Here is a 22,124-nt window from a genome sequence, read left to right as displayed (position 1 = left end):
ATATTTTTAATTGTTTATTACAAAAGTATAATTTAAAAATAATAATCTTTACTGTTTTCGTAATTATTTTATCGTTAATGTGGCATAATTTTTAAATTATAATGATTAAATTTAATAAAAACTTGCTATATGAAAATTTTTGAAACTGAAAAGATTCGATCTGCAGATGAATTTACGATTAAAAACGAACCGGTTTCTTCTATTTTATTAATGGAAAGAGCTGCAATTGCCTGTGTAAACTGGATTTCTCTGTACTGTAAAAACCATACTAAATTTGCAGTTTTTTGTGGAAACGGAAACAATGGAGGAGATGGCTTTGCGATTGCAAGATTACTTTACCTGAAAGGTTTTGACGTTGATGTTTTTATTAATCAATCAAATAAAAAGTTTTCAGATAATACTCAGCAGAATTATAAAAGATTGAAAGAGATATCTGGAATTTCTTTAAAAGATTATAGTGAAATCGAAAAATATAATTTTGACGAAAAAACAATCATTATAGATGCGCTTTTCGGAACGGGTTTATCAAGAAAGCTTGAAGGAATTTATAAGAAATTAATTGAAAGCTTAAATTCAAAAAATAGTCCGAAAATCTCGATCGATATTCCATCCGGAATGTTTGCAGATAAGCTGAATAAGGCCAATGACATTCTGTTTAAAACAGATTTTACTTTAACTTTCCAGTTTTGGAAAAAGGCTTTTCTTCATCCCGAAACCGGAAAATTTTCCGGAAAAGTAATTGTTTTGGATATTGAATTAAGCAAGGAATTTATCGATAAAACTTCGACTGATGATTTTGTGATTGATGATGATGAGATTTTAAAAATTTTTAAACCTCGGGAAAGTTTTACGCACAAAGGAACTTACGGAAAAACAATAATTGTTGCTGGAAGCTACGGTAAAATCGGTGCAGCGGTTTTGGCCGCAAAATCTGCATTGAAAGTTGGTTCCGGGCTTACGTTTGTACATTCTCCGGCTTGCGGTTATGAGATTCTTCAGACCAGTGTTCCTGAAGCAATGTTCATTTCCGGCGGAGAAAAATGTATCGAAAATATAGAAATTCAAAAGGATTCAACGTATGGAATTGGCTCAGGATTGGGAACGGAACCTTTGACTGAAAAAGCTCTTTTACATTTTTTAAAACAAGCTTCTGAGCCTTTAGTTTTGGATGCGGATGCTTTAAATATTATTTCTAAAAGTAAAGAAAACTTAAAACTGATTCCAAAAAATTCAATTATAACTCCGCATCCAAAAGAGTTTGAAAGGCTTTTTGGCAAAACAGAAAATTCTTTCGAAAGATTAAATTTAGCCAAAATAAAATCCCAAGAATTAAACATTTATATTGTTTTAAAAGACCATCATACGCAAGTCGTAACCCCAAACGGACAGGTTTTTTATAACATTACAGGAAATTCGGGATTGTCGAAAGGAGGAAGCGGCGATATTCTTACAGGAATTATCACATCGCTTTTAGCTCAGAAATATTCAGAACAGGAAGCTGCTGTTTTTGGAGTTTGGCTCCACGGAAAAGCGGCTGATTTTGCTGCTGAAAAAATATCAAAAGAAGCGATGCAACCGACAGATGTGATTGATGAACTGGGAAGTGTTTTCCTTGAATTAAACAAAAAAGCCACAATTCAATTGTGACTTTCTGATTTGTATTTTAGAATTAAATTATTCAGGTTTGGCATTTTCTGCTTCCGTAATTTTAAACTTTTTGGAAATGAACATGATCACAACTCCGGCAAGCATAAACGGAATAGAAAGAACTTGTCCCGTATTTAATCCTGCAAAAGAAATGAACTCGTCTCCTTGCGGCTCCTTTAAGAATTCTACAAAGAATCTGATTGCCCAAAGAATAATAAAAAACAATCCAAACAACCAACCTTGCTGATATTTTTTATTAGTTTTTCTGTACAAAATCCAAAGCAGAACAAAAAGAGCAACGTATCCTGCGGCTTCAAATAACTGGGTCGGATAACGTGGCACAGTCACACCATATTCGCTGCTTTGCTGAGGAAAAAGTAAAGCGAAAGGTGAATTTGGATCTGCCGGTTTTCCGATGATTTCAGAATTGAAAAAGTTACCCAATCTTACAAATGCTCCGCCTAAAGAAACCACGATTCCTAATCTGTCGTATACCCAAAACGGATTTTTCTTAATGATTTTGAATGAATAATATAAAGTTGTCAAGATCAAAGCAATGGTTGCTCCGTGGCTTGCCAGTCCTGAAAATCCTGTGAATTTGAATCCATTTTTTGTGCTGATTGGTAAAAATACGCTCCAGAAATCTTCTTTAAACAATTCCGGCTGATAAAAAATAACGTGCCCCATTCTTGCGCCAAGAATAGTTCCGATTAGTGTCCATGTAAAAAGTGGCTCAAGATATTTTTGGTTAATGTTATCTATAGTAAAAATTCTTGTCATTAAAACATAACCCAACCCAAAAGCCAAAATGAACATTAAGCTATAAAAATGTAATGTCAAGGGCCCTAACTGAATTCCTGTTGAAGGATCCCAGATTTTAAAAGGAGTTTCCAATTCAACCTGATCCGAAGACTTGATAGGATTTGGAGTTTTTATGGCATATTTTAGTGTTTCAATGTTGTCTTCAGTAATTTTGACACCTTCAATTAATTTCAGGTTTTCATCAAAAAACTGATAATTTCCGTTTTTATATTTATCTAAAATCATTGCGTTGTTGACAAAATACGCAGGTTCAAGATTTGTTTTGTTTAAGATGACCAAAACACTTTTGTTCGCTTTATTGTCTGCAAAAGAAATTAAATCTACAGGCTCAGTTGTTGAAAATATTTTTACTGGAATTTCCGAAGAATTTACTTTTAAAGTACCGTCAGACAATCCATCCGGATAATTTTGTGCAAAGAAACATTGTGTGATCAATGCGAATGCTGCAAGGTAAATTCTAAAAAATAGAGTATTCATTTTTAATTTTTTAATAGTTCGTTTTTTGAATTTTTTCCTTTTTTGGTGGAACAGGATCGTAACCGCTTCCGCCCCAAGGATGACATTTTGCTATTCTTTTTAATCCGAGCCAGAATCCCTTAAAAATACCGTGAACCTGAAGAGATTCTACCATATAATGCGAACATGTAGGCTCGTAACGGCAGTTTTTTGGAAGTAAAGGCGAGATAAACCATTGGTAAAATCTGATTAAAATTACCAATGGCGATGTAATGATTTTATTGAATGTAAGTTTCAAAACAATGCAAAAATAGGCTAAAAAATTGAAAATTAGTTTAAATTTGTTGGAAGTTTCAGCAAGTCGATATGATTGGTTTTGCTGAAAATTTATAAAAGAAAATAAAAAATCTGAACAATTTTGAGCAGCAATATTCCTTTAGCAGAAAGATTGAGACCTAAAAATCTGGACGAAGTTTTGGGGCAGGAGCATCTTACCGGCGAAAAAGGGACGATTCGGAAAATGCTGGAAAATGATGCTTTAAATTCCCTGATTCTTTGGGGACCTCCCGGAACAGGAAAAACAACGTTGGCGGAAATTATTTCGGAAAAATCTGGAAGGAAATTTTTCAAACTTTCAGCGGTTTCATCGGGTGTGAAAGATGTGCGCGATGTAATTGAAGAAGCCAAAAAGCAAAATCTTTTTTCAGGGAAATCACCAATTCTTTTTATCGATGAGATCCACCGTTTCAACAAATCACAACAAGATTCGTTGCTTCATGCCGTAGAAAAAGGATGGATAATTTTAATCGGTGCAACAACGGAAAACCCGAGCTTTGAAGTGGTTTCGGCTTTGCTTTCGAGAAGCCAGGTTTATATTTTGAAAGCCTTGACTTATGAAAAACTTGAAGAATTAATTGATATTGCCCTTGAAAGATTTAATAAAGAAGAAAAAACCGATTTCAGCATTAAAGATAAGCAGGCATTTATTCAATATTCAGGTGGCGACGGCAGAAAGCTGATCAATTCTGTCGAATTGGTTTTGAATCAGTTTAAAAATTCTGACAATAAAGAAATTTCCAATGAAGATGTGATGTCTGTTCTTCAGGAAACGATGGCGCTTTATGATAAAAATGGCGAGCAGCATTATGACATTATTTCCGCTTTTATAAAATCTATGCGGGGAAGTGATCCGAATGGTGCTGTTTATTGGCTCGCAAGAATGATTGCCGGCGGTGAAGATATCAAATTTATTGCACGAAGAATGCTTATTTTGGCTTCCGAAGATGTTGGTTTGGCCAATCCTAATGCTTTGGTGATTGCCAATAATTGTTTTCAGGCGATCAATGTAATAGGAAATCCGGAAGCGAGGATTTTATTAAGTGAAACCGCTATTTATCTTGCCGTTTCTCCAAAAAGCAATTCGGCTTATGCTGCAATCAACGATGCGTTGGCTTATGTGAAAAAGACCGGAAATCTGCCTGTTCCGTTACATTTGAGAAATGCTCCGACAAAGCTGATGAAAGATCTTGATTACGGAAAAGAATATAAATATGCACATTCTTTTGAAGGTAATTTTGTGAATCAGGATTTTTTACCGGAAGAAATAAAAGATGTGAAATTCTACGAACCCGGAAATAATGCTACCGAAAAGAAAATCTACGAAGAACTTAAGAAAAAGTGGAATAATAAATACTAAAAAAACGGATATTCAGCTGAATATCCGTTTTTTGAATTATAATCTTAATGTAATTATTTTTTAATGGTCGTAATCACTAAAGCTTTTTTGCCATCCACAAGACCTACTCTGTAATCAGACATCATATCTGCAAAAATAATTGTGTCTGTATTGCTGAATTCGTAACCTTCAATAAATACGGGTGATTCCTTTGGAAGGCCATTCTGAATATTAAGCTGGCCAAGCGATATAATATCTAAAGTGCCAACATCTTTTTTGAATTTTACTTCAGCTAATCCGTTTTCAGCTAAGTAATCGTATTTCTTCAGATTTTGTGGAAGATTTGCTTTTGGCTTAAATATATTAACGCTTTGAACATAATCTTTTCTTGCCTCAAACATGTCAACAGTGCCGACAGCGTCGTTACAAATTGCAAATTTTACGCTGGTATTTTTCTGAGCAAACAATGTTGCCGAAGCAAAAATAAGTAAAGAGTATAGGATTTTTTTCATAGTCAAAAATATAAGTATTAAAAACTTGATAAATATACTTATTTTTTACAAATAGTCAACAAAAAAATAAAATAAATTATAAATTGTTGATGAATAATGACTTTTATTGATTTTTTATTCGTTGTTTGATGATTTATCTTCTTTTTTGTCGACAAGGCTTTTAATCATATTTTTAAATCTTTGGAACATAAAAGAACTCAGCAGCAAAATAACGCCCAATATGATAAATGCAATGATTCTGGATATATTATCCATTTGCCAAATGTCATAAACATATAATTTTAGAATCATGATCCCAAGTAATGTGAAACCTATTTTGTTATAAACGGACATGTTTTTTTTCAGTCCAAAATAGATGAAAATACATGACAAAACAGCCCAGATTATTGGCAGATACAAAATGCTGAAATGGTTTTTTAAAGAATCAATACCAGTAAAGCCATTTGCGTTGAGCAATAAATAAGTACGAAAAAATTCTAAGCTAAAGCATAAAACAATCACGAAAGAAATCAGCCAATGTGAAAGCTTCGTTTTAATAAAGTCTGATTTTGGAATATTTCTTAATAAAAGGAAAATAAAAGGTAAAAGATATACAAGATGCACAACGAAAGAGCCGGATTCCACTTTGTTGCCGATGATTTCTGTTGCAATCTGCGATGATGAAATATGAAGAATGATTAAAAACAAAAAGAGATAAATCATGCCCGTTTCAAAGTCTTTGCTGATTCCAAGTTTTCTGCCGAACAAAAGCAATAAAAAGACATAATAAATACTGAATAAAAAGCCAATCGCGGCAATAATGACTAAAGGCTGAGCTGAAATATGATAAATTATTTCAAACAAAACCGACAAATAAATAATTCCGAAACATAAAATTTTCAGCAGGTTTTCATAAAATTCATTTTCAGTTTTATGCTCTTCTGAATCTTTTTTCAGCAAAATCAAATTCATCAAAACGCTTCCAATCACAACCAAACTCGTAATAAAAACCGGATTGAAAACTATTTGCAAAGGCGCCGGATCAAAATATTTTGCCCAAGTCATCATTTGAGAAATAAAAACCAGCGGAAACAAAATGTAAAAGAAAGTTTTAAAGATTTTATGATCGGTTTTTTTCCAGATATAAAGAAGAAGGCTTGCTTCAATTGCCCAAACGCTGGTAATAAGATGTGTTTTGAATTCGAGTGCCAAAGCCAAAGTGATAAGACTGATCGTAATGCCCGCAAATACTGAATAATCGATCCCGAAATTTTTCTTTTGAAATTCTCTGTAAAGACCGACAGAATTGATGATTGCGAAAATAACAGGAAATAAAGCCGCCGGAGCAAGCTTTAGTTCATTGGAAATATAAACCAATCCTGCAACGCTGGAAAAATTAATCAGGACAAGCATTAAAATATCCGGTTTCAGAAGCGAATTTCTTTTAATATAATTCTGAAGTGCAAAAGCATAAAAAATAACGTATGTGATTATATAAAAAGTAATGCTTGAAATTTGTGGTTTTTCAACAGTCCAGAAAAATAGATAAATGCCTGTAAATATGAAAGATATCCATCCGATGCTTTTCCATTGTTTCAGATAAGCGATGAGAAGCATTCCGCAATTGAGCACAGAAATATAAGTGAAGAGGAAAAGATAATTGCTTTGTCCGGTACTGATCATCAAAGGGGCCAGAAAGCCGCCGAATAAAGAAAATAGAATTAAAATTTCACTTTTATAAAGATAAGAAAGAGCAATTGAAAGAACGGTAATTGCGCAGGTAATCGCAAAAGCGGTATTTTGAGTAAAAAGATGGTATTCCCGAAATGCAATCGTTGTCGTAAAATAAAGAACAGCAACGCCGCCACCCGTAATAATAGAAGAGAAAACCGTATAATTTTTTCTCAGAAAATGACCAATTATAATGATAATTGTACCAACCAAAAAGCCAATTCCGGCTCTAGAAGTTTCACCGATCCAGTTTTTATCGATTGCATATTTTACAAAATAGCCGATTCCTAAAACCAATGTAAAAATACCAATAATTGTAAGCGCATTCTGCTTTAAAAAATCAAAAACAGGAGCCAGTAAGTCTTTCTGCGGCTTGGTTTCTTGGAATTCCGGTGTTGAAACTTCCGGCGTTTTGGAAATAAAATCCTGACTGACGATATCTGTAACAGGTTCAGGCTGATTTTCCTGAGTAATATTTTCTTTATCAGTTTCTTTTTTAGACAAATCGGAAACCTGTTTTTCTAAAACCTGAATTTTTTGGTTGAGTCTGGTATAAACCCAACAGATAGCTCCAATTAGTATAAAAATTAAAACTGATAAAGTCATTGATTCTATTTGTGATCAAAGATAGGAAATTGAAAACAGGTTTAAAAAAATCTATTTTATAGTTTTTTGCATATTATTATTTTTATTCTTTCCAGTTTTCTTTGATGAGCTGCATCAAAATTTCGGGGCATTTAATAATTTTATTGGTGCTGGCTTCCAAAAAGAATAGAGTGGTACGGGCTTCTGTGATTTTTATTTTTTCTTCGTTGTAAATTTCATATTCAAATTCTATCCTCACTCCGGGGATTTTTTTTAAAAAAGTATGAATTTCTAATTTTTGATCGTACAAAGCTGGTTTTAAATACTTAATATTGTATTCGGAAACAGGAAGCCAAATTCCCGACTTTTCGATCTCGTCATATGATATTCCTATGCTTCGGAAAAGCTCAACTCTTCCAAGTTCAAAATATTCAGCATAGTTGCCGTAATATACATATTTCATTGGGTCTGTTTCTGCGTAACGTACTCTTATTGAGTGAGTTGTATGTATCATTTTAAGTTCTGAATTATACATACAAATATATTTTTAAATAATCAATACCCGCAATATTTTTTTTTAAAAATAAAAAATGTGACCTTTGTCTTCCTAATAAAATTAACTAACCAAAGAATTAATCAGGGCATAAAATGGATGAAAATTTAGTAATGATATGGCAGAATTGCCTTCAGTTTATGCGAGACAACCTAAACGCGGCTGAAGATAATTCTGATCTTAAAAAACTTGAAAAATCTTTTGATTTACTGTTTGATAAAGTACAGCCGATTTCGTTGGTTGACAATAATCTTACATTAATGGTTCCAAGTGATTTTTATAAAGAATATATTGAAGATAATTACTTATCGTTGCTTTCTGCTGCCCTGAAGAAAAACATCGGTAAAGGAGTGAAACTTTGGTATTCGGTAATGGAAAATAAGCCAAGCGGTTTAGAAAAGCCCGTTACGATGAATATGAAAGGTAAAACGGTTCCGACTCCAAAAATGCAGGAAACAATGCCTCAGGGTTTTTCGTCCAATATTGTCAATCCTTTTGTAGTTCCGGGAATCAAAAAAGTAAATATAGATTCAAACCTTAAAGCAGATTTTTCTTTTGACAATTATGTGGAAGGTGAAAGCAATAAATTTGCGTCAACGGTGGCAAGATCTATTGCCAAAAGACCTGGAGCAACGGCTTTCAACCCATTATTTTTATACGGAGGTTACGGTGTAGGAAAAACCCACCTTGGGCAAGCGGTTGGTCTGGAAGTGAAAAGCCAGTTTCCCGATAAAGTCGTTCTTTATTTGTCTTCAGAGAAGTTTATCCAACAATTTATTTCTTCGGCTAAAGCTCATAAACAGACAGAATTTGCCAATTTTTATCAAATGGTAGATGTTCTGATCATTGACGATATTCAGTTTCTTTCGGGTAAATCTGCAACGCAGGATAGTTTCTTCCATATTTTTGATTATTTGCATCAAAACGGAAAGCAGATCATTCTTACTTCAGATAAAGCTCCGGTTGACATTATGGATATTCAGGACAGAATTGTTTCCCGATTCAAATGGGGACTTTCTGCGGAAATTAAATCTCCGGATCTGGAAACCCGTAAAAAAATTATCGTTGACAAGCTTAGCCGTGACGGAATTGTCTTGACAGACGATATGCTGGATTTCCTTGCTGCTGAAGCTAAAACTAACGTAAGAGAACTGATCGGGGTCATCAATTCGGTGATTGCTTATTCTACAATTTATAAATCAGATTTAAGTCTTGAATTATTAAAAGAAACGATCAATAAAATTGCTGCCAATCAGAAAAAAATCATCAATATTCCTTATATTCAGGAGGTTGTTTGTGATTATTTCGGGATTAAAAGAGAGCAGCTTTTATCTAAAACTAGAAAAAGAGAAATTGCGCTTCCGAGACAGTTGGCCATGTATTTTGCGAAAGAATTTACCAATGCAACTTTCACGAAAATTGGCGAAGAAATGGGCGGAAAAGACCATTCAACCGTAATGTACGCCTGTGAAACCATAAAAGATGTTTCGAAGATCGATAAGGAAGTTAAAAAATACGTAAAAGAGCTTACCGAAAAAATTAAGCATTAATTTAATTACGCATAAAATCAAAATGGAGAATAGGATTATTCTTCATTTTTTATTTAGTTTTGTCAACCGAATATTAATTAAATCTTTAATCAGAAAATATGAAAATATTAATGGTCTGTTTGGGAAATATTTGCAGAAGCCCTTTAGCAGAAGGTATTTTGAAGACGAAGCTTTCTGATAAATTTTTCGTCGATTCTGTAGGAACAATTTCTCAACATGAAGGCGAAAATCCCGACAAAAGAGCCATAAAAACAGCTTTAAAGCATGATATTGATATTTCAAATCAAAAATCGAGGCCGATCAACAATTCGGATCTTGAGAATTTTGATAAGATTTATTGTATGGATATTGATGTTTACGAAGATGTGATTTCAAAAGCTAAAAATGAAGAGCAGCGGCAAAAGATCAGTTTGTTTCTAGAATCGGCCGGAAATCATCAGAATGTTGAAGTTCCGGATCCTTATTGGGGCGATATGCAGGATTTTGAAAATGTTTATCAGCTTTTGGATGATGCCTGCAATAAGATTGCCCACAAATTGGAACAACAAATGATTACCGAGAAAAATTAAAATAAAGAATAATTATCAAGATATGCTTTTTTTACTTCCTGCTTATTTATCTGAAAACACGCCAATCAGTCATTTTTCACCTGTTTTGAAAGAATTTATCATGCAGACCAATTACTTTTTTGTGGAAAATGAAAAAACGGGAAGAAAAATAATTAAATTTTTTGCTCCGGAAAAAAAACAGGCCGATCTGAAGCTTTTTCTTCTTGATAAATACACAGAAAATGCCGATATAAAAGAAGCTCAGGACAGAATGTTGAATGGCCAGGATTTTTGTTTACTTTCCGAAGCCGGACTTCCTTGTATTGCCGATCCCGGAAATTTGATTGTAAAATGGTGTCATGAGAAAAACATCAGAGTAATTCCTGTTTCGGGACCTTCGTCTATTATTTTGGCTTTAATTTCCAGTGGTTTTAATGGGCAAGAATTTACCTTTCACGGTTATCTTCCGATTGATAAAAGTGAAAAGAAAAAACAAATTCTGCAACTGGAAGCTTTAGTTCAAAAGACGGGCTATTCGCAGATTTTTATGGAAACACCATACAGAAACAATCAGCTTTTGGAAGATTTGTGCAAATTTCTTTCACCGAATACCAAGCTCTGTATTGCCGCCAATATCAACGATTCCGAACATGAATTTATTAAAACTTTAAGTATCAAAGACTGGCAGAAAAATAAGCCCGAACTTCATAAAATTCCTGCAGTTTTTGTTTTGGGAAAATAATTTTAACAATCATTAACGTAAACTTTGCATTGTTTTTGCCTATTTTAAAACATAACTTAATAAAATAAATAAATTATGTCAGAAAAAAAATTAGCAGGACTTTGGATAGATTCTGAAAAAGCAATTGTAGTAAAAAATCATGATGCTCAACATGCATTTAAATTCTTTCTTTGCAGCCCTGTAAAAGCAGAAATACAACACGGAAATTCAAGTGAAAATGCAGGGAATAATGCAGAAAGAACCAATAAAATAAAATTTTTCAAGGAAGTTGAGAATTTATTGACCAATTCTCAGGAAGTTTATATTACCGGACCCGGAAATATTCAGGAAGAGCTGAAACATTATCTTCATGATACCGCTCAATTTAAAAACTTGAAAATCACTTTAGATACTTCACAGCAAATGTCTGAAGAGAAAGTTTTAGAAACAGTTAAAGAACATTTTAATGCTTAAAAAGTAAACTTAAAAATCCGAATATCAGATTTGATATTCGGATTTTTTTATTTTTTTCTCCTATTTTTCCACTTTCTCCAAGCAAAAACAATTAATGGAATCAACAATAAAAATGGCCAAAATGAAATAAGACCCAATACAAAACTCACAAAAATATTCCAACCTTCAGTAACAGAATCTCCGAAACGGCTTCCAAAACCGATTTTTGAAGTTGCTGAACTTCTTATTTTTTCTTTGTATAAACTTAAATTTAAAGTACTGTAATTGACTTTGTCATCAATAAATCTCAACCGTCCTTCCGAAACATCTATTTCATCTTCCAGCTCGCGTATGTTTTCCTGAATTTCCAGAATATCTTTCGTTGTGGCCGCATTTTTCAGCATTTCTCTATATTTTTCAAGATAGATCTTTTTATTAGCCAGTTTGATAGCGACATCGGTATATTCTTCGGTTACATCGTCTGAAGATATATTTTTAGACAAAACAGAGCCAACTCCATTTGAAAAAGAATTGATAAGATCATCAAAATTTTTATGTGGAACACGTATAATAAATTCTAAATTTTCCTCTGTATCACTGTTTCTGAAACGTTCAGTTTGTATGTAAGCGTTATTTTTCTTTATAATTTCATTGACCTGATTTTGAGCTTTTTTAATATCTCCAACATGAATGGCCATTTCACCATTTTTTATAATTTTTTTGGAAATTGTATCGGTCTTTTTAGAAGATTCTGTCTTGTTATTATTACTTGTAACAGAAGAAACTATTTTCTCACTTATTTGCGGTGGAGGCGGAGGCATATTTTTATCTGCCGAAACAGCGTCTTCAATTAAATCCATGTGTACTGCTTCCTGGCTTTCAGATTTATTACAATTCATGAGAACAAGGAAAGGTAAAAACAAAATAATTCTTTTCATATAGTTATTGCTTTTTCTCAAAATTAAAAATTAATTATCATTCTTGAGTGATTTTATGTTTATTATTTCAGATTTCGTTTTAATTAAAGTCAATTTATTTCTTATTTTTATTGAATGAAAAAAAATCTTTTAGCAATTATATTTTTTCCTGCTTTATTTTTTGCTCAAGAAGCTCCGAAATTGACGCACGAAATGGCATTAAAATTATCAGAAAAACCTCTTCATTGCATCAATCAGGAATATCCGAACAAAACAGCTCATATTATAAATAATGAAAAAGAAGTTCCTTTAAGTCCGAAAGTTTTGCATCCGAGTTTTTACGGATGTTTCGACTGGCACAGTTCTGTTCATGGACATTGGATGCTCGTAAGGCTTTTAAAAACCAAACCAAATCTTGCTAATGCCAAAGAAATTGAAAAAATTCTTGATGAATCTTTCCAAAAGGAAAAACTGCAGTCCGAAGCAGATTATTTTATAAAATATCAGTTAACTACAACATTTGAAAGAACTTACGGTTGGGCTTGGTTGCTCAAGCTGGACGAAGAAATGGCAACTTGGAATCATCCTAAAGCAAAAATCTGGCATCAGAATTTAAAACCTTTGACGGATAAAATTTTAATTGCCTGGAAAAAATATTTACCCAAGCAAACGTATCCCAACAGAACCGGCGTTCACCCCAATACCGCTTTTGCAATGGCATTTGCAATTGACTGGGCAAGAGCAAATAATGATAAAGAATTTGAAAATCAATTAATAGACAAAGCGAAATATTTTTACTTAAAAGACGAGAACACGCCTGCTTATTTGGAGCCGGACGGTTCGGATTTCTTTTCACCAAGTTTAGAAATTGCAGATTTGATGAGAAGAGTTCTTCCACAAAAAGAATTTGTAAAATGGATTAATAAATTCTATGAAAAACGAAGTTTAGAAAATATTGAGAAAATCCCTGTGGTAAGTGATTTAAGCGATTATCAAACGGTTCATTTGGTTGGTTTGTCGTTTTCTAAAGCATGGTGCATGAAAGGAATTGCAAAATCACTTCCCGAAAAACATCCGCTAAAAAAAGATTTTCAGAAGACAGCAGATAAATTTTTAGTCAACGGATTACCTTTACTGTTTCAGGGAAATTACGGCGGCGACCATTGGCTGGCGAGTTTTGCAGTTTATGCCTTGGAAGATTAATATCTGATTCCTGTTTTTTTCAGGATAAAGCTTAAAAGCCAGATCGGCCCTATCAAAAGAAACTGAAGGTCTTTCAGGAAAGATGGCTTTTTACCTTCAATTTTATGGCCTACAAACTGTAAAATCCAAGTGATGATAAAAATGCCGGCATAGATCATCCACGATTTTTTGCCAAAATTAATATTTATAGCATACGCAAAATGTTCCATTAATAGCATTATAATAATCATAAGAAAGCTTATAAGCAGAGAAAGTCGTGCATAAAAAATAGTAACCAAAACTATAGCAATGATGCTTATAAGACTTATACAACCAAAATAGGAAGCGCAAAAATGAGGTGCCGGAATCAGTGAGATAAAGCCTAAAATTGTCCAGAAAATCAATGGAACACAAATCCAGTGTATCAGTTTATTGGTTGAATTTCTATGACTTTCTGCGTATTCTGCGAAAAGTAAATCAATCTTTCTCATATAAATAATTTGGTTTACGAAAATAATAAATTTTCAAACAGAAATAATGACTTTAAAATAAAATCCTTCGGCAATGCGAAGGATTTATAGTTTTATTATGATTAAATTACAGAATCAGAGTATAAATTTAGTTACGCAAATATTGACCAATATCCGCAGAATCAAAAGTATAAGCGTTAGAATTTTCAGATTTGTCTAATTTTTTACTGATTGTCAAAGCCCATAAAACCAATTCTTTACAGAAGTTTTTATCTTCTTCACTTAATTCTGAAGCGTTTTCTTCAATTACAGTTGTCAGAGGCGTAATGCTGTTCAGTTTACTGTAGAATTCTTCGTCGGTATCGGTATAATTAAGTTCAAGATGATTTTTATTGAACCAATTAATTAAATCAGTGTAGGGGGTTTTAATGCCTTCTTTTTCAAGTTTAGAAATTCTTGGGAAAATACTTTCAAACTGGATCATCACGGCTTTATCGATTAATATTTTCGCCACATAATCTGCACCTTCCTGTTCGCCTTCGTACACCAACTCAATTTTCCCGGTAATTGAAGGGATAATCGACATAAAATCTAATAAACGAACGGTGGTTTTTGAAGCATTTGTTTCTATCAAACGTAATTTTGCTGCGGCGACCAAGTTTTCCATGGCACTGATCGTCAATCTTGCACTTACACCACTTTTGGCATCCACATATTCGCTGTCACGGGCTGCAAAAGCGACTTCTTCCAAAAGATTTTTCGCTAAATGAGGAATTTGAATCTGTGCTTTATCTTCTGATGAAATTTGTGCTTCCTGTTCGGTAATATGTTTTGCTAATTCAATTGTTTTCGGATAATGCGTGAAAATCTGCGACCCGATTCTGTCTTTCAAAGGAGTAACAATGCTTCCACGATTGGTATAATCCTCTGGGTTTGCGGTAAACACAAACTGAATATCCAAAGGCATTCTCAACTGAAATCCACGAATCTGAATATCACCTTCCTGCAAAATATTAAACAGAGAAACCTGAATTCTTGCCTGCAAATCGGGCAATTCATTCAAAACAAATATCGAACGGTTGGCACGAGGAATCATTCCGTAATGCAGAACACGTTCATCAGAATAAGGAAGTTTCAAAGTTGCGGCTTTGATCGGGTCGATGTCGCCAATTAAATCCGCAACATTCACATCCGGAGTCGCTAATTTTTCAAAGAAACGATTGGAACGGTGAACCCATGAAATAGGAGTTTTGTCGCCTAATTCTGCAATCAGATCTCTTGCAAATTTTGAAATTGGCTGAAACGGACTGTCATTGATTTCAGAACCTTTTACAATCGGCATATATTCATCCAAAAGATTGACCATGCTTCTTGCTATTCGGGTTTTTGCCTGGCCACGCAAACCTAATAAATTAATATGGTGTCCCGCCAAAATCGCTTTTTTCAACTGTGGAACTACAGAATCTTCATAACCCCAAAGTCCTTCAAAAACGGGTTCTTTCGCTTTAATTTTCGCAATCAAATTCGCCTGAATTTCCTGATTAATGGTTTTATTGGTATATCCTGATTGTTTTAATTCTTTAAATGTTGTATCGTTTTTCATTTGTAATGATGTACTTTTTTGTTTTGAATAAGTGTGTTTGCGAAAAATATTTTAACGCAAAGTCCGCTAAGATTTTTTTACTACTAACTGTTTTATTTTCCGTTCGCAAAGGCGTTTGACTGCGTCGAATCTTTGATTTCACTCAGCAAAGGAGATTTTAATTATTGATGGAAAGGAATGTTCATGTTGATTTTTGACTAATTTAAAAATGACTTAGGAAGCGGAGGCTTTAAGAAATTTTAAAAAATTTCCGTTAAGAAATTTCCACTGTTTGAGCGTGCAAAAATTTTAAATCATAGGTCAAATCTTCTATCGCGCGAGTTTTGGAAATTTCAGGAAATTATTTAAAATTTTAGCAGTAGTTTCCAGTCTTGTCCCGAAGCTTCGGGATTGGCTCTTTTGTTTGACTACGTCGAATCTTTCGATTTCAAGACAAAAGAACATAACTAAATTCTTTTTATCCTATTCTTCTCGTAATCCTCAAAGATCATCTGTCCCAAACCTGAAAGTCCGGTCAGAAAAGCTTTTCCCTTATTTTGCGCAGTAAAAGCATTCACAAACTGACGCAGATAAGGATCCTGAGCGATCATAAATGTGGTGATTGGAATTTTAAGTTTCCTTGCCTGAGCGGCTTTATTCAAACATTCGCTTACGATTCTTTGGTCGAGCCCGACACTGTTCATATAATATTCTCCATTTGGAAGTTTCAGACAGCTCGGTTTTCCGTCAGTAATCATGAAAATCTGCTTGTTGGTATTTCTTTTTCTGCGGAGAATATCCATCGCTAATTCCAATCCAGCAACCGTGTTCGTGTGATACGGACCAACCTGTAAATAAGGTAAATCTTTTATCTTAATCGGCCATGCTTCGTTTCCAAAAACGATAATGTCTATGGAATCTTTCGGATATTTTCGCTTAATGAGTTCTACCAAAGCCATTGCTACTTTTTTGGCAGGAGTGATACGGTCTTCGCCGTACAAAATCATTGAGTGACTGATGTCGATCATTAAAACTGTACTCATTTGTGCTTTGTGCTTGGTTTCTTCCACGATGAGGTCGTCTTCGGTCATTCGGAGGTCTGCAATTCCGTTGTTAATCTGGGCATTTTTCAGACTTTCGGTCATGTTTACCGTCGATAAATCGTCGCCGTATTGGAAGTTTCGGTTTTCGCCATCACGTTCGTCGCCGACTCCGGATTTGTTGGTTCGGTGATTTCCGATACCACTTTTTTTAAGCTTCCCGAAAATCTGGTCTAAAGCATATTCGCGCAAAGCTGCTTCGAGTTTGGCGGTCAGAATATTTTTGCCTTTTCCGGTTCCTGTATTGCCATCTTCGGAATCTTCTTCTTTTTTAATGTAACCTCGCTTTCTGAGGTCTTCTTCAAAATCTTCAAGCGTATATTCGTCGGTAAAAATATCGTATTCTTTATCGAGCATATCAAGCCACTCAAAAGCTTCTTCAATATCGCCGGAAGTGTGGGTCAGCAAGTCTTTGAACACATCAAAAACTCGGTCGAAATGCGATATTTCTTCTGGAACGTGTTTGCTAAATGTAAACCCCTGTTGAAAATTAAATTGTTTATCTGTCATGAGATGAATCTCGTTTTTAGAAAAGACAAGTTAGGAAAATTTTGCAGGAGTAGAATGGTTTAAAAAATAGAAAATGTTGATGATGGTGATTTGTAAATGAGAATTAGTTTATCTTAATTTTGATCGAAATCATATAAGTTATCGCTTACTTTTGTCACTTTGTAAAATAGCATTGATTTTTTCTGAAATTTCAGCGACTTTTCCATTGTAATTATTACTCAACAAAATAATAGTTATCTTTTTTTCTATATCTGAAAATATTATAGCCTCAAAGCTCCCGGCTCTACCATCGTGAATGTGTTCTATCAGTTTTTTATTTTTAAATTTTGCGTTTCCTAATGCCGATTGACTTTCGGGAATATTAAAATTTTTTCCTAACTCATACAGCGAATTTTTGTTTACAATTTTTTTAGAATGAAGACTGTTTGTCCATTTTAATAAATCGAAAGTTGTAGTGTAAGTTCCACCTATGATAGGTATTTCTACAGCATCTTGCGTTAAATTATTTTTAAAACCTTTGGTGATATTTTTCTCATTCTCAAAAGGAGTCATTACTGAAGAATTCATTTCTAAAGGCTTGAAAATAAACTTTTCAGTATGATTTTTAAATGGAATTCCGGATAATCGTTCAATGATAAACTGTCTTAAAAAAAGATTATTATTATTGTAATCGTAATCGGTTCCGGGTTTGAAATCCAATTTTTCAACAGACATTAATCCATCAAAAATATCCTGATCATTTTTAATTTTTTTCCAGTTGACGTTTGGAATTCCGCTTGTGTATTGTAGCAAATCTTTAATGGTGACTTCGTTCGCCCAATTGGGAAGTTCCGGTATAAATTTAGAAACGTTATCTGATAATTTTAATTTACCTTTTTCTTCTAATTGGAGTAATGCTACAGCACTAAATTCTTTGGTGATTGATCCTAAATGAAATTTAGATTCTTTAGTTAGTTTTTCTTTCTTAGAAGCATCAGTAAAACCAAATGATGCACTATAAATGATTTTATTGTTTTTTGAAACAAGAACATTACCATTAAATATACCAATTGAATTTGAATGTTTTATAAGTGAATCAATCTCCTTTATTTCTTTTAATTGGGCAAAAATATTATGAGTTAGAAAAATGAAAAGTGCTGTAATGAATGAAACTTGCTTATTGTAATTCATAAATAATTGTAGAGACCTTTGTTAAGCCTCAAATATACAAACAAATTGTTCCTTATATATGTTTAAAATTAAAACGTTTTTATATTAAATTTTATTGAATGAGTTTTTAATTTTTTGTAATTAGGAGAATTCTGTCATGCGGATTTCTCGCTTAAACCTCTATCTTTGCACCATTAAAATTCAGCATGAAAGACTTAATGGGACGCGCAATCTGGGATTATTTTCACAATGAAAACCCTGAAGATTTGCAGACTGAAACTTCAATTTCCGAACTCGATGAGCTTCCGGTAGAATATCTTTTCAGAGATTTTGAAGAGATGAACAAAATCGAACAAAAAGCTTTGAAATTATCTCAAGGAAAAGTTCTCGACATTGGAGCAGGAGCGGGTTCGCATTCGCTGTATCTTCAAAATGAAAGAAATTTGGATGTTACCGCTTTAGATGTTTCACCAAAATCAATTGAAGTTTGCCAATTGAGAGGAATTCAGAAAACAGTTGCTCAGAATATGCTTGAATTTTCGGAGGAAACTTTCGACACGATTCTTCTGTTAATGAACGGAACCGGAATTTTCCAAAGTCTGAATGTGATTGATGTTTACCTTCAAAAACTTCATTCTTTATTAAATAAAAACGGACAAATCCTGATTGACAGCACGGATATTTTGTATATGTTCGACACTGATGATGACGGAGGTGTTTTGATTCCGGCAAATGGATATTATGGAGAACTAGATTATGTGGTTTACTATAAAAACGAGTCTGAAGACCCGATCAAATGGCTGTATCTTGATTTTAATACGCTACAAAATGCGGCAGTAAATAATGGTTTTAAAATTGAAATGATTTTGCAGGATGAGGATTCTTATCTGGCAAGACTGACTAAAAATTGAAGCGCTTGTCATTGCGAGCATAGCGAAGCAATCTCTAAAAATTTGAAGTTCTTAAATATTTACTGTTACAATCTTTTTTTAACCATTAAGGTCATTAAGGATTTAAGAAAAGTTCAGTTTAACTTCGTTTTAAGTCAGTTAAATGATGGTCTACTATTCACGAAATTCTACTCTAAAATCTCATTAAAAAGTAGTTTGAAAATAACCCGTAATAATTGTTGAAAATCAGAAACAACATAAAAGCTGCAAAAATGATAGGGAATAGGAAAGATTGAGGTCTGTAGACTATTCTTTTCGGCATTGTAGTTACCCAAATTAGAATTAAAATCAAAGGGCCCGCAATAATTGGTAAATTTTTTAAGCTATATCTCGATGCGGTCACCAAATGGTTGTCAACTAAAAAATTGTAAGCATAATATTGTAATGGAACATAGATAATTCCAAACAGCAAAGTGAAAGTTGCGGGAACGTATTTTTTTAATTTAATAAAATTTAAACTTAATAAAACTGCTCCAAAAAATGTTCCCAAAAAAAAGCTTGAAACCAAAATCAATGTTCTTGAATAGAGTTTGACAGCAGATGGATCAGTCGTCATATGATCTTTCCAGTCTTCTGTTTCTTCGTGCTTTTTTGTGGCTTCAGTTTGTTTTTTATGTTGAATACTATTCTGAATGTTGATTTTTTCTGCTTCAGTGAAAACCCGTCCCCTTTCTTCAAGGATTTCAAACGCCATCTGAACAGCTTCAGGAACGAAGCGGTTTTCGGGGTTTAAATAATTTTCTAGTTCCTTATTGGAAAGTTTACTTAAAACATTTTTTTTGACCATTATTCAGAAAAAAATGGGCATCAGAAAATGCCCATTGATATATTTAAGATTTAAAAATTATCCAATCTCAATACCGTTTTCTACCGTTTCATCCGGCGTTACAAAAGATAATTTTCCGTCAGCTTTTGTTGTCAGCAACAACATTCCCTGAGATTCAATTCCTCTGATTTTTCTCTGAGCAAGATTTAATAAAATCATCACTTGTTTTCCGATTACTTCTTCAGCAGTAAAGCTTTCCGCAATTCCTGAAACTACAGTTCTCACGTCAACACCTGTATCAACTGTCAATTTTAACAATTTATCTGCTTTTTCTACTTTTTCAGCAGTTAAAATTGTTGCTGTTCTTAAGTCGATTTTTGTAAAATCATCAAACTGTATTTCGTCTTTCATTGGGTTGGCGTTAGGGTTTGTTTTTTTATTGCTTTGTTTTGTGTTTTCTAATTTTTGTATTTGAAAATCAATCACATCATCTTCAATTTTTGAGAAAAGAAGAGATGATTCGTTGATCTGATGCCCTGTTTCAATTAAAACAGATTTTGTTTCAACATCATTCCAGCTTAATTTTTGAACATTAAACATATTCAATAATTTCTCTGAACTGAAAGGCATAAACGGCTCACACAACTGCGCTAAACCAACTGCAATCTGCGCTCCAACAAATAGAGATTGTGCCGCTTTTTCGGGATTGTCTTTAATGGTTTTCCAAGGTTCTTCAGCCTGAAGATATTGATTTCCAAAACGAGCCAAATTCATTAAAGCCGTCAGAGAATTTCTGAATTCATAATTTTCTAAGAATCCTGAAATTTCTTTCGCTGATTTATTGATTTCCTGTAATTCAGGGGTATTTACATCACCTGCTGGAACAATTCCATCATAATATTTATGAATTAAAACCGCAACTCGGTTGATAAAGTTTCCGAAAATTCCAACTAATTCCGAATTATTTTTCGTCTGAAAATCTTTCCATGTAAAATTATTATCCTTTGTTTCCGGAGCAGATGAAAGAAGAGCGTATCTCAACACATCCTGCTGTCCAGGGAATTCTTCTACATATTCGTGTGCCCAAACCGCCCAGTTTCTTGAAGTTGAAATTTTATCGTTTTCAAGATTTAAAAATTCGAAAGCGGGAACATTTTTCGGCATTTTGAAATCTCCGTGAGCCTTCATCATCGCAGGGAAAATAATACAGTGGAACACAATATTGTCTTTTCCGATAAAATGAACCAAATCAGATTCTTCACTTTGCCAGTAATCTTTCCAGTCTTTTCCGTTTTTCGCTGCCCATTCTTTGGTGAAAGAAATATATCCGATTGGTGCATCAAACCAAACATAAAGTACTTTTCCTTCTGCATTTGGAAGAGGAACTGGAACACCCCAGTTCAGATCTCTGGTCATTGCACGAGGTTTTAAACCATCTGTTAACCAGGATTTTACCTGTCCGTAAACATTAGGTTTCCAGTCGTCTTTATGACCTTCAATAATCCATTCATTTAAGAAATCTTCATATTCATTTAAAGGTAAATACCAGTTTTTTGTTTCTTTTTTAATTGGAATATTTCCGCTCAACATTGATTTCGGATTGATCAATTCTGATGGCGAAAGGGTAGAACCACATCTTTCACACTGATCTCCGTAAGCATTTTCGTTACCACAATTGGGGCAAGTTCCAACGATGTAACGATCTGCTAAAAATTCATTTGCCTGTTCGTCAAAATACTGTTCAGACATTTCTTCTGTGAACTTTCCTTTTTCGTAAAGCACTTTAAAGAAATCCTGACTTGTTTCTCGGTGATTATCCGATGTTGTTCTAGAATATTCATCAAAAGAAATTCCTAAATCTGCGAAAGATTTTTTGATGATTTCATGATATTTATCGACAATATCCTGTGGGGTAACTCCTTCTTTTTTAGCTCTTATGGTGATAGGAATTCCGTGCTCATCTGATCCACAGATAAAAGCAACATCTTTTCCCGATCTTCTCTGAAATCTTGCATAAACATCTGCAGGAATATAAACTCCCGCCAAATGCCCAATATGAACCGGTCCGTTTGCATAAGGCAAAGCCGCCGTAATCATCTTTCTGTTTGACATTTATAGTATAGTTTTAAGTCTGCAAAGATAAAAAATAAATTGTTGACTTTATTTGAATGTTTTAATTCTCCAAAATGGTGATGTAAATTTTAATTGTTAAACAATTGTTTAATTTTAATGATACCTTATATGAATGTTATGTAATGAATAACTC

General features: G+C 33.6%; 20 protein-coding genes. 8 read left to right on the top strand and 12 right to left on the bottom strand.

What is annotated here, in order from left to right; all coding sequences use genetic code 11:
• Positions 1-129: 129 nt before the first annotated feature.
• Positions 130-1,647 (top strand): NAD(P)H-hydrate dehydratase, encoded by a 1,518-nt coding sequence (locus AC6CHK_RS09845; protein WP_498095610.1) that lies wholly within the window; start codon positions 130-132, stop codon positions 1,645-1,647.
• 27 nt (positions 1,648-1,674) lie between these two features.
• Here the strand turns inward: AC6CHK_RS09845 and lgt are convergent, their stop codons facing one another.
• Both lgt and yidD read right to left on the bottom strand, forming a co-directional pair.
• Positions 1,675-2,541, bottom strand: coding sequence for a prolipoprotein diacylglyceryl transferase (lgt, locus tag AC6CHK_RS09840; RefSeq protein WP_498096222.1), 867 nt, complete (start codon positions 2,539-2,541; stop codon positions 1,675-1,677).
• Positions 2,542-2,956: 415 nt separating this feature from the next.
• Positions 2,957-3,223, bottom strand: a complete 267-nt coding sequence (yidD, locus tag AC6CHK_RS09835) for a membrane protein insertion efficiency factor YidD (RefSeq protein ID WP_498095608.1) — start codon at positions 3,221-3,223, stop codon at positions 2,957-2,959.
• 120 nt (positions 3,224-3,343) lie between these two features.
• Between yidD and AC6CHK_RS09830 the strand changes: the two genes are divergently transcribed.
• Positions 3,344-4,621: a replication-associated recombination protein A gene (locus tag AC6CHK_RS09830; RefSeq protein WP_498095606.1), complete on the top strand. Its 1,278-nt coding sequence runs from the start codon at positions 3,344-3,346 to the stop codon at positions 4,619-4,621.
• A 53-nt stretch (positions 4,622-4,674) separates the two neighbouring features.
• Here AC6CHK_RS09830 and AC6CHK_RS09825 read toward each other — a convergent pair whose 3' ends face one another.
• The 3 genes from AC6CHK_RS09825 to AC6CHK_RS09815 form a co-directional block, all read right to left on the bottom strand.
• Positions 4,675-5,112 (bottom strand): hypothetical protein, encoded by a 438-nt coding sequence (locus AC6CHK_RS09825; RefSeq protein ID WP_498095604.1) that lies wholly within the window; start codon positions 5,110-5,112, stop codon positions 4,675-4,677.
• A gap of 114 nt (positions 5,113-5,226) precedes the next feature.
• Positions 5,227-7,428 (bottom strand): DUF2339 domain-containing protein, encoded by a 2,202-nt coding sequence (locus tag AC6CHK_RS09820; protein ID WP_498095602.1) that lies wholly within the window; start codon positions 7,426-7,428, stop codon positions 5,227-5,229.
• Between the two features lie 82 nt (positions 7,429-7,510).
• Positions 7,511-7,921: an acyl-CoA thioesterase gene (locus AC6CHK_RS09815; protein ID WP_498096220.1), complete on the bottom strand. Its 411-nt coding sequence runs from the start codon at positions 7,919-7,921 to the stop codon at positions 7,511-7,513.
• Positions 7,922-8,055: 134 nt separating this feature from the next.
• Between AC6CHK_RS09815 and dnaA the strand changes: the two genes are divergently transcribed.
• The 4 genes from dnaA to AC6CHK_RS09795 all read left to right on the top strand — a co-directional run bounded on the left by dnaA (position 8,056) and on the right by AC6CHK_RS09795 (position 11,253).
• A complete protein-coding gene (gene dnaA, locus AC6CHK_RS09810; protein WP_498095600.1) occupies positions 8,056-9,510 on the top strand; it encodes a chromosomal replication initiator protein DnaA in 1,455 nt (484 codons plus the stop codon).
• Between the two features lie 98 nt (positions 9,511-9,608).
• Positions 9,609-10,079, top strand: coding sequence for a low molecular weight protein-tyrosine-phosphatase (locus tag AC6CHK_RS09805; protein WP_498095598.1), 471 nt, complete (start codon positions 9,609-9,611; stop codon positions 10,077-10,079).
• A gap of 22 nt (positions 10,080-10,101) precedes the next feature.
• Entirely contained in the window at positions 10,102-10,800 is a 699-nt protein-coding gene (locus tag AC6CHK_RS09800) for an SAM-dependent methyltransferase (protein ID WP_498095596.1), read from the top strand.
• Positions 10,801-10,875: 75 nt separating this feature from the next.
• Positions 10,876-11,253 (top strand): hypothetical protein, encoded by a 378-nt coding sequence (locus AC6CHK_RS09795; protein ID WP_498095594.1) that lies wholly within the window; start codon positions 10,876-10,878, stop codon positions 11,251-11,253.
• Positions 11,254-11,300: 47 nt separating this feature from the next.
• Here the strand turns inward: AC6CHK_RS09795 and AC6CHK_RS09790 are convergent, their stop codons facing one another.
• A complete protein-coding gene (locus AC6CHK_RS09790; protein WP_498095592.1) occupies positions 11,301-12,170 on the bottom strand; it encodes a DUF4349 domain-containing protein in 870 nt (289 codons plus the stop codon).
• Between the two features lie 114 nt (positions 12,171-12,284).
• Between AC6CHK_RS09790 and AC6CHK_RS09785 the strand changes: the two genes are divergently transcribed.
• The gene (locus tag AC6CHK_RS09785; protein WP_498095590.1) at positions 12,285-13,352 is read left to right on the top strand and encodes a DUF2891 domain-containing protein; all 1,068 of its coding nucleotides are present in this window, start codon (positions 12,285-12,287) and stop codon (positions 13,350-13,352) included.
• Here AC6CHK_RS09785 and AC6CHK_RS09780 read toward each other — a convergent pair.
• From AC6CHK_RS09780 to AC6CHK_RS09765, 4 genes are all read right to left on the bottom strand, one after another.
• Entirely contained in the window at positions 13,349-13,822 is a 474-nt protein-coding gene (locus tag AC6CHK_RS09780; RefSeq protein ID WP_498095588.1) for an Mpo1 family 2-hydroxy fatty acid dioxygenase, read from the bottom strand. The two genes, AC6CHK_RS09785 and AC6CHK_RS09780, sit on opposite strands and share 4 nt — an antisense overlap.
• A 127-nt stretch (positions 13,823-13,949) precedes the next feature.
• A complete protein-coding gene (locus AC6CHK_RS09775; RefSeq protein ID WP_498095586.1) occupies positions 13,950-15,404 on the bottom strand; it encodes a sigma 54-interacting transcriptional regulator in 1,455 nt (484 codons plus the stop codon).
• A gap of 446 nt (positions 15,405-15,850) precedes the next feature.
• Positions 15,851-16,993: a vWA domain-containing protein gene (locus AC6CHK_RS09770; RefSeq protein WP_498095584.1), complete on the bottom strand. Its 1,143-nt coding sequence runs from the start codon at positions 16,991-16,993 to the stop codon at positions 15,851-15,853.
• Between the two features lie 138 nt (positions 16,994-17,131).
• Positions 17,132-18,163 carry a serine hydrolase domain-containing protein gene (locus tag AC6CHK_RS09765; protein WP_498095582.1) on the bottom strand — a complete coding sequence of 344 codons (1,032 nt, stop codon included), beginning with the start codon at positions 18,161-18,163 and terminating at the stop codon, positions 17,132-17,134.
• A 185-nt stretch (positions 18,164-18,348) separates the two neighbouring features.
• Here AC6CHK_RS09765 and AC6CHK_RS09760 point away from each other — a divergent pair, with 185 nt between their 5' ends.
• Positions 18,349-19,053 (top strand): class I SAM-dependent methyltransferase, encoded by a 705-nt coding sequence (locus tag AC6CHK_RS09760; protein ID WP_498095580.1) that lies wholly within the window; start codon positions 18,349-18,351, stop codon positions 19,051-19,053.
• Positions 19,054-19,225: 172 nt separating this feature from the next.
• Here AC6CHK_RS09760 and AC6CHK_RS09755 read toward each other — a convergent pair whose 3' ends face one another.
• Both AC6CHK_RS09755 and metG read right to left on the bottom strand, forming a co-directional pair.
• Entirely contained in the window at positions 19,226-19,879 is a 654-nt protein-coding gene (locus tag AC6CHK_RS09755) for a hypothetical protein (RefSeq protein ID WP_498095578.1), read from the bottom strand.
• A gap of 57 nt (positions 19,880-19,936) precedes the next feature.
• Positions 19,937-21,970, bottom strand: coding sequence for a methionine--tRNA ligase (gene metG, locus AC6CHK_RS09750; protein WP_498095576.1), 2,034 nt, complete (start codon positions 21,968-21,970; stop codon positions 19,937-19,939).
• Positions 21,971-22,124 lie beyond the last annotated feature (154 nt).

The organism is Chryseobacterium sp. GQ58, from assembly GCF_059758895.1.
This window is presented reverse-complemented; position numbering and strand designations above follow the sequence as displayed.

What these genes read in the sequence shown, in the direction of transcription:
- AC6CHK_RS09820 (WP_498095602.1), bottom strand. Translation starts at nt 7,428, where the DNA reads ATGACTTTATCAGTTTTAATTTTTATACTAATTGGAGCTATCTGTTGG.
- AC6CHK_RS09795 (WP_498095594.1), top strand. Translation starts at nt 10,876, where the DNA reads ATGTCAGAAAAAAAATTAGCAGGACTTTGGATAGATTCTGAAAAAGCA.
- AC6CHK_RS09785 (WP_498095590.1), top strand. Translation starts at nt 12,285, where the DNA reads ATGAAAAAAAATCTTTTAGCAATTATATTTTTTCCTGCTTTATTTTTT.
- AC6CHK_RS09790 (WP_498095592.1), bottom strand. Translation starts at nt 12,170, where the DNA reads ATGAAAAGAATTATTTTGTTTTTACCTTTCCTTGTTCTCATGAATTGT.
- AC6CHK_RS09780 (WP_498095588.1), bottom strand. Translation starts at nt 13,822, where the DNA reads ATGAGAAAGATTGATTTACTTTTCGCAGAATACGCAGAAAGTCATAGA.
- AC6CHK_RS09755 (WP_498095578.1), bottom strand. Translation starts at nt 19,879, where the DNA reads ATGGTCAAAAAAAATGTTTTAAGTAAACTTTCCAATAAGGAACTAGAA.
- AC6CHK_RS09815 (WP_498096220.1), bottom strand. Translation starts at nt 7,921, where the DNA reads ATGATACATACAACTCACTCAATAAGAGTACGTTACGCAGAAACAGAC.
- AC6CHK_RS09775 (WP_498095586.1), bottom strand. Translation starts at nt 15,404, where the DNA reads ATGAAAAACGATACAACATTTAAAGAATTAAAACAATCAGGATATACC.
- AC6CHK_RS09765 (WP_498095582.1), bottom strand. Translation starts at nt 18,163, where the DNA reads ATGAATTACAATAAGCAAGTTTCATTCATTACAGCACTTTTCATTTTT.
- AC6CHK_RS09845 (WP_498095610.1), top strand. Translation starts at nt 130, where the DNA reads ATGAAAATTTTTGAAACTGAAAAGATTCGATCTGCAGATGAATTTACG.
- AC6CHK_RS09760 (WP_498095580.1), top strand. Translation starts at nt 18,349, where the DNA reads ATGAAAGACTTAATGGGACGCGCAATCTGGGATTATTTTCACAATGAA.
- dnaA (WP_498095600.1), top strand. Translation starts at nt 8,056, where the DNA reads ATGGATGAAAATTTAGTAATGATATGGCAGAATTGCCTTCAGTTTATG.
- AC6CHK_RS09770 (WP_498095584.1), bottom strand. Translation starts at nt 16,993, where the DNA reads ATGACAGATAAACAATTTAATTTTCAACAGGGGTTTACATTTAGCAAA.
- AC6CHK_RS09825 (WP_498095604.1), bottom strand. Translation starts at nt 5,112, where the DNA reads ATGAAAAAAATCCTATACTCTTTACTTATTTTTGCTTCGGCAACATTG.
- AC6CHK_RS09805 (WP_498095598.1), top strand. Translation starts at nt 9,609, where the DNA reads ATGAAAATATTAATGGTCTGTTTGGGAAATATTTGCAGAAGCCCTTTA.
- metG (WP_498095576.1), bottom strand. Translation starts at nt 21,970, where the DNA reads ATGTCAAACAGAAAGATGATTACGGCGGCTTTGCCTTATGCAAACGGA.
- AC6CHK_RS09800 (WP_498095596.1), top strand. Translation starts at nt 10,102, where the DNA reads ATGCTTTTTTTACTTCCTGCTTATTTATCTGAAAACACGCCAATCAGT.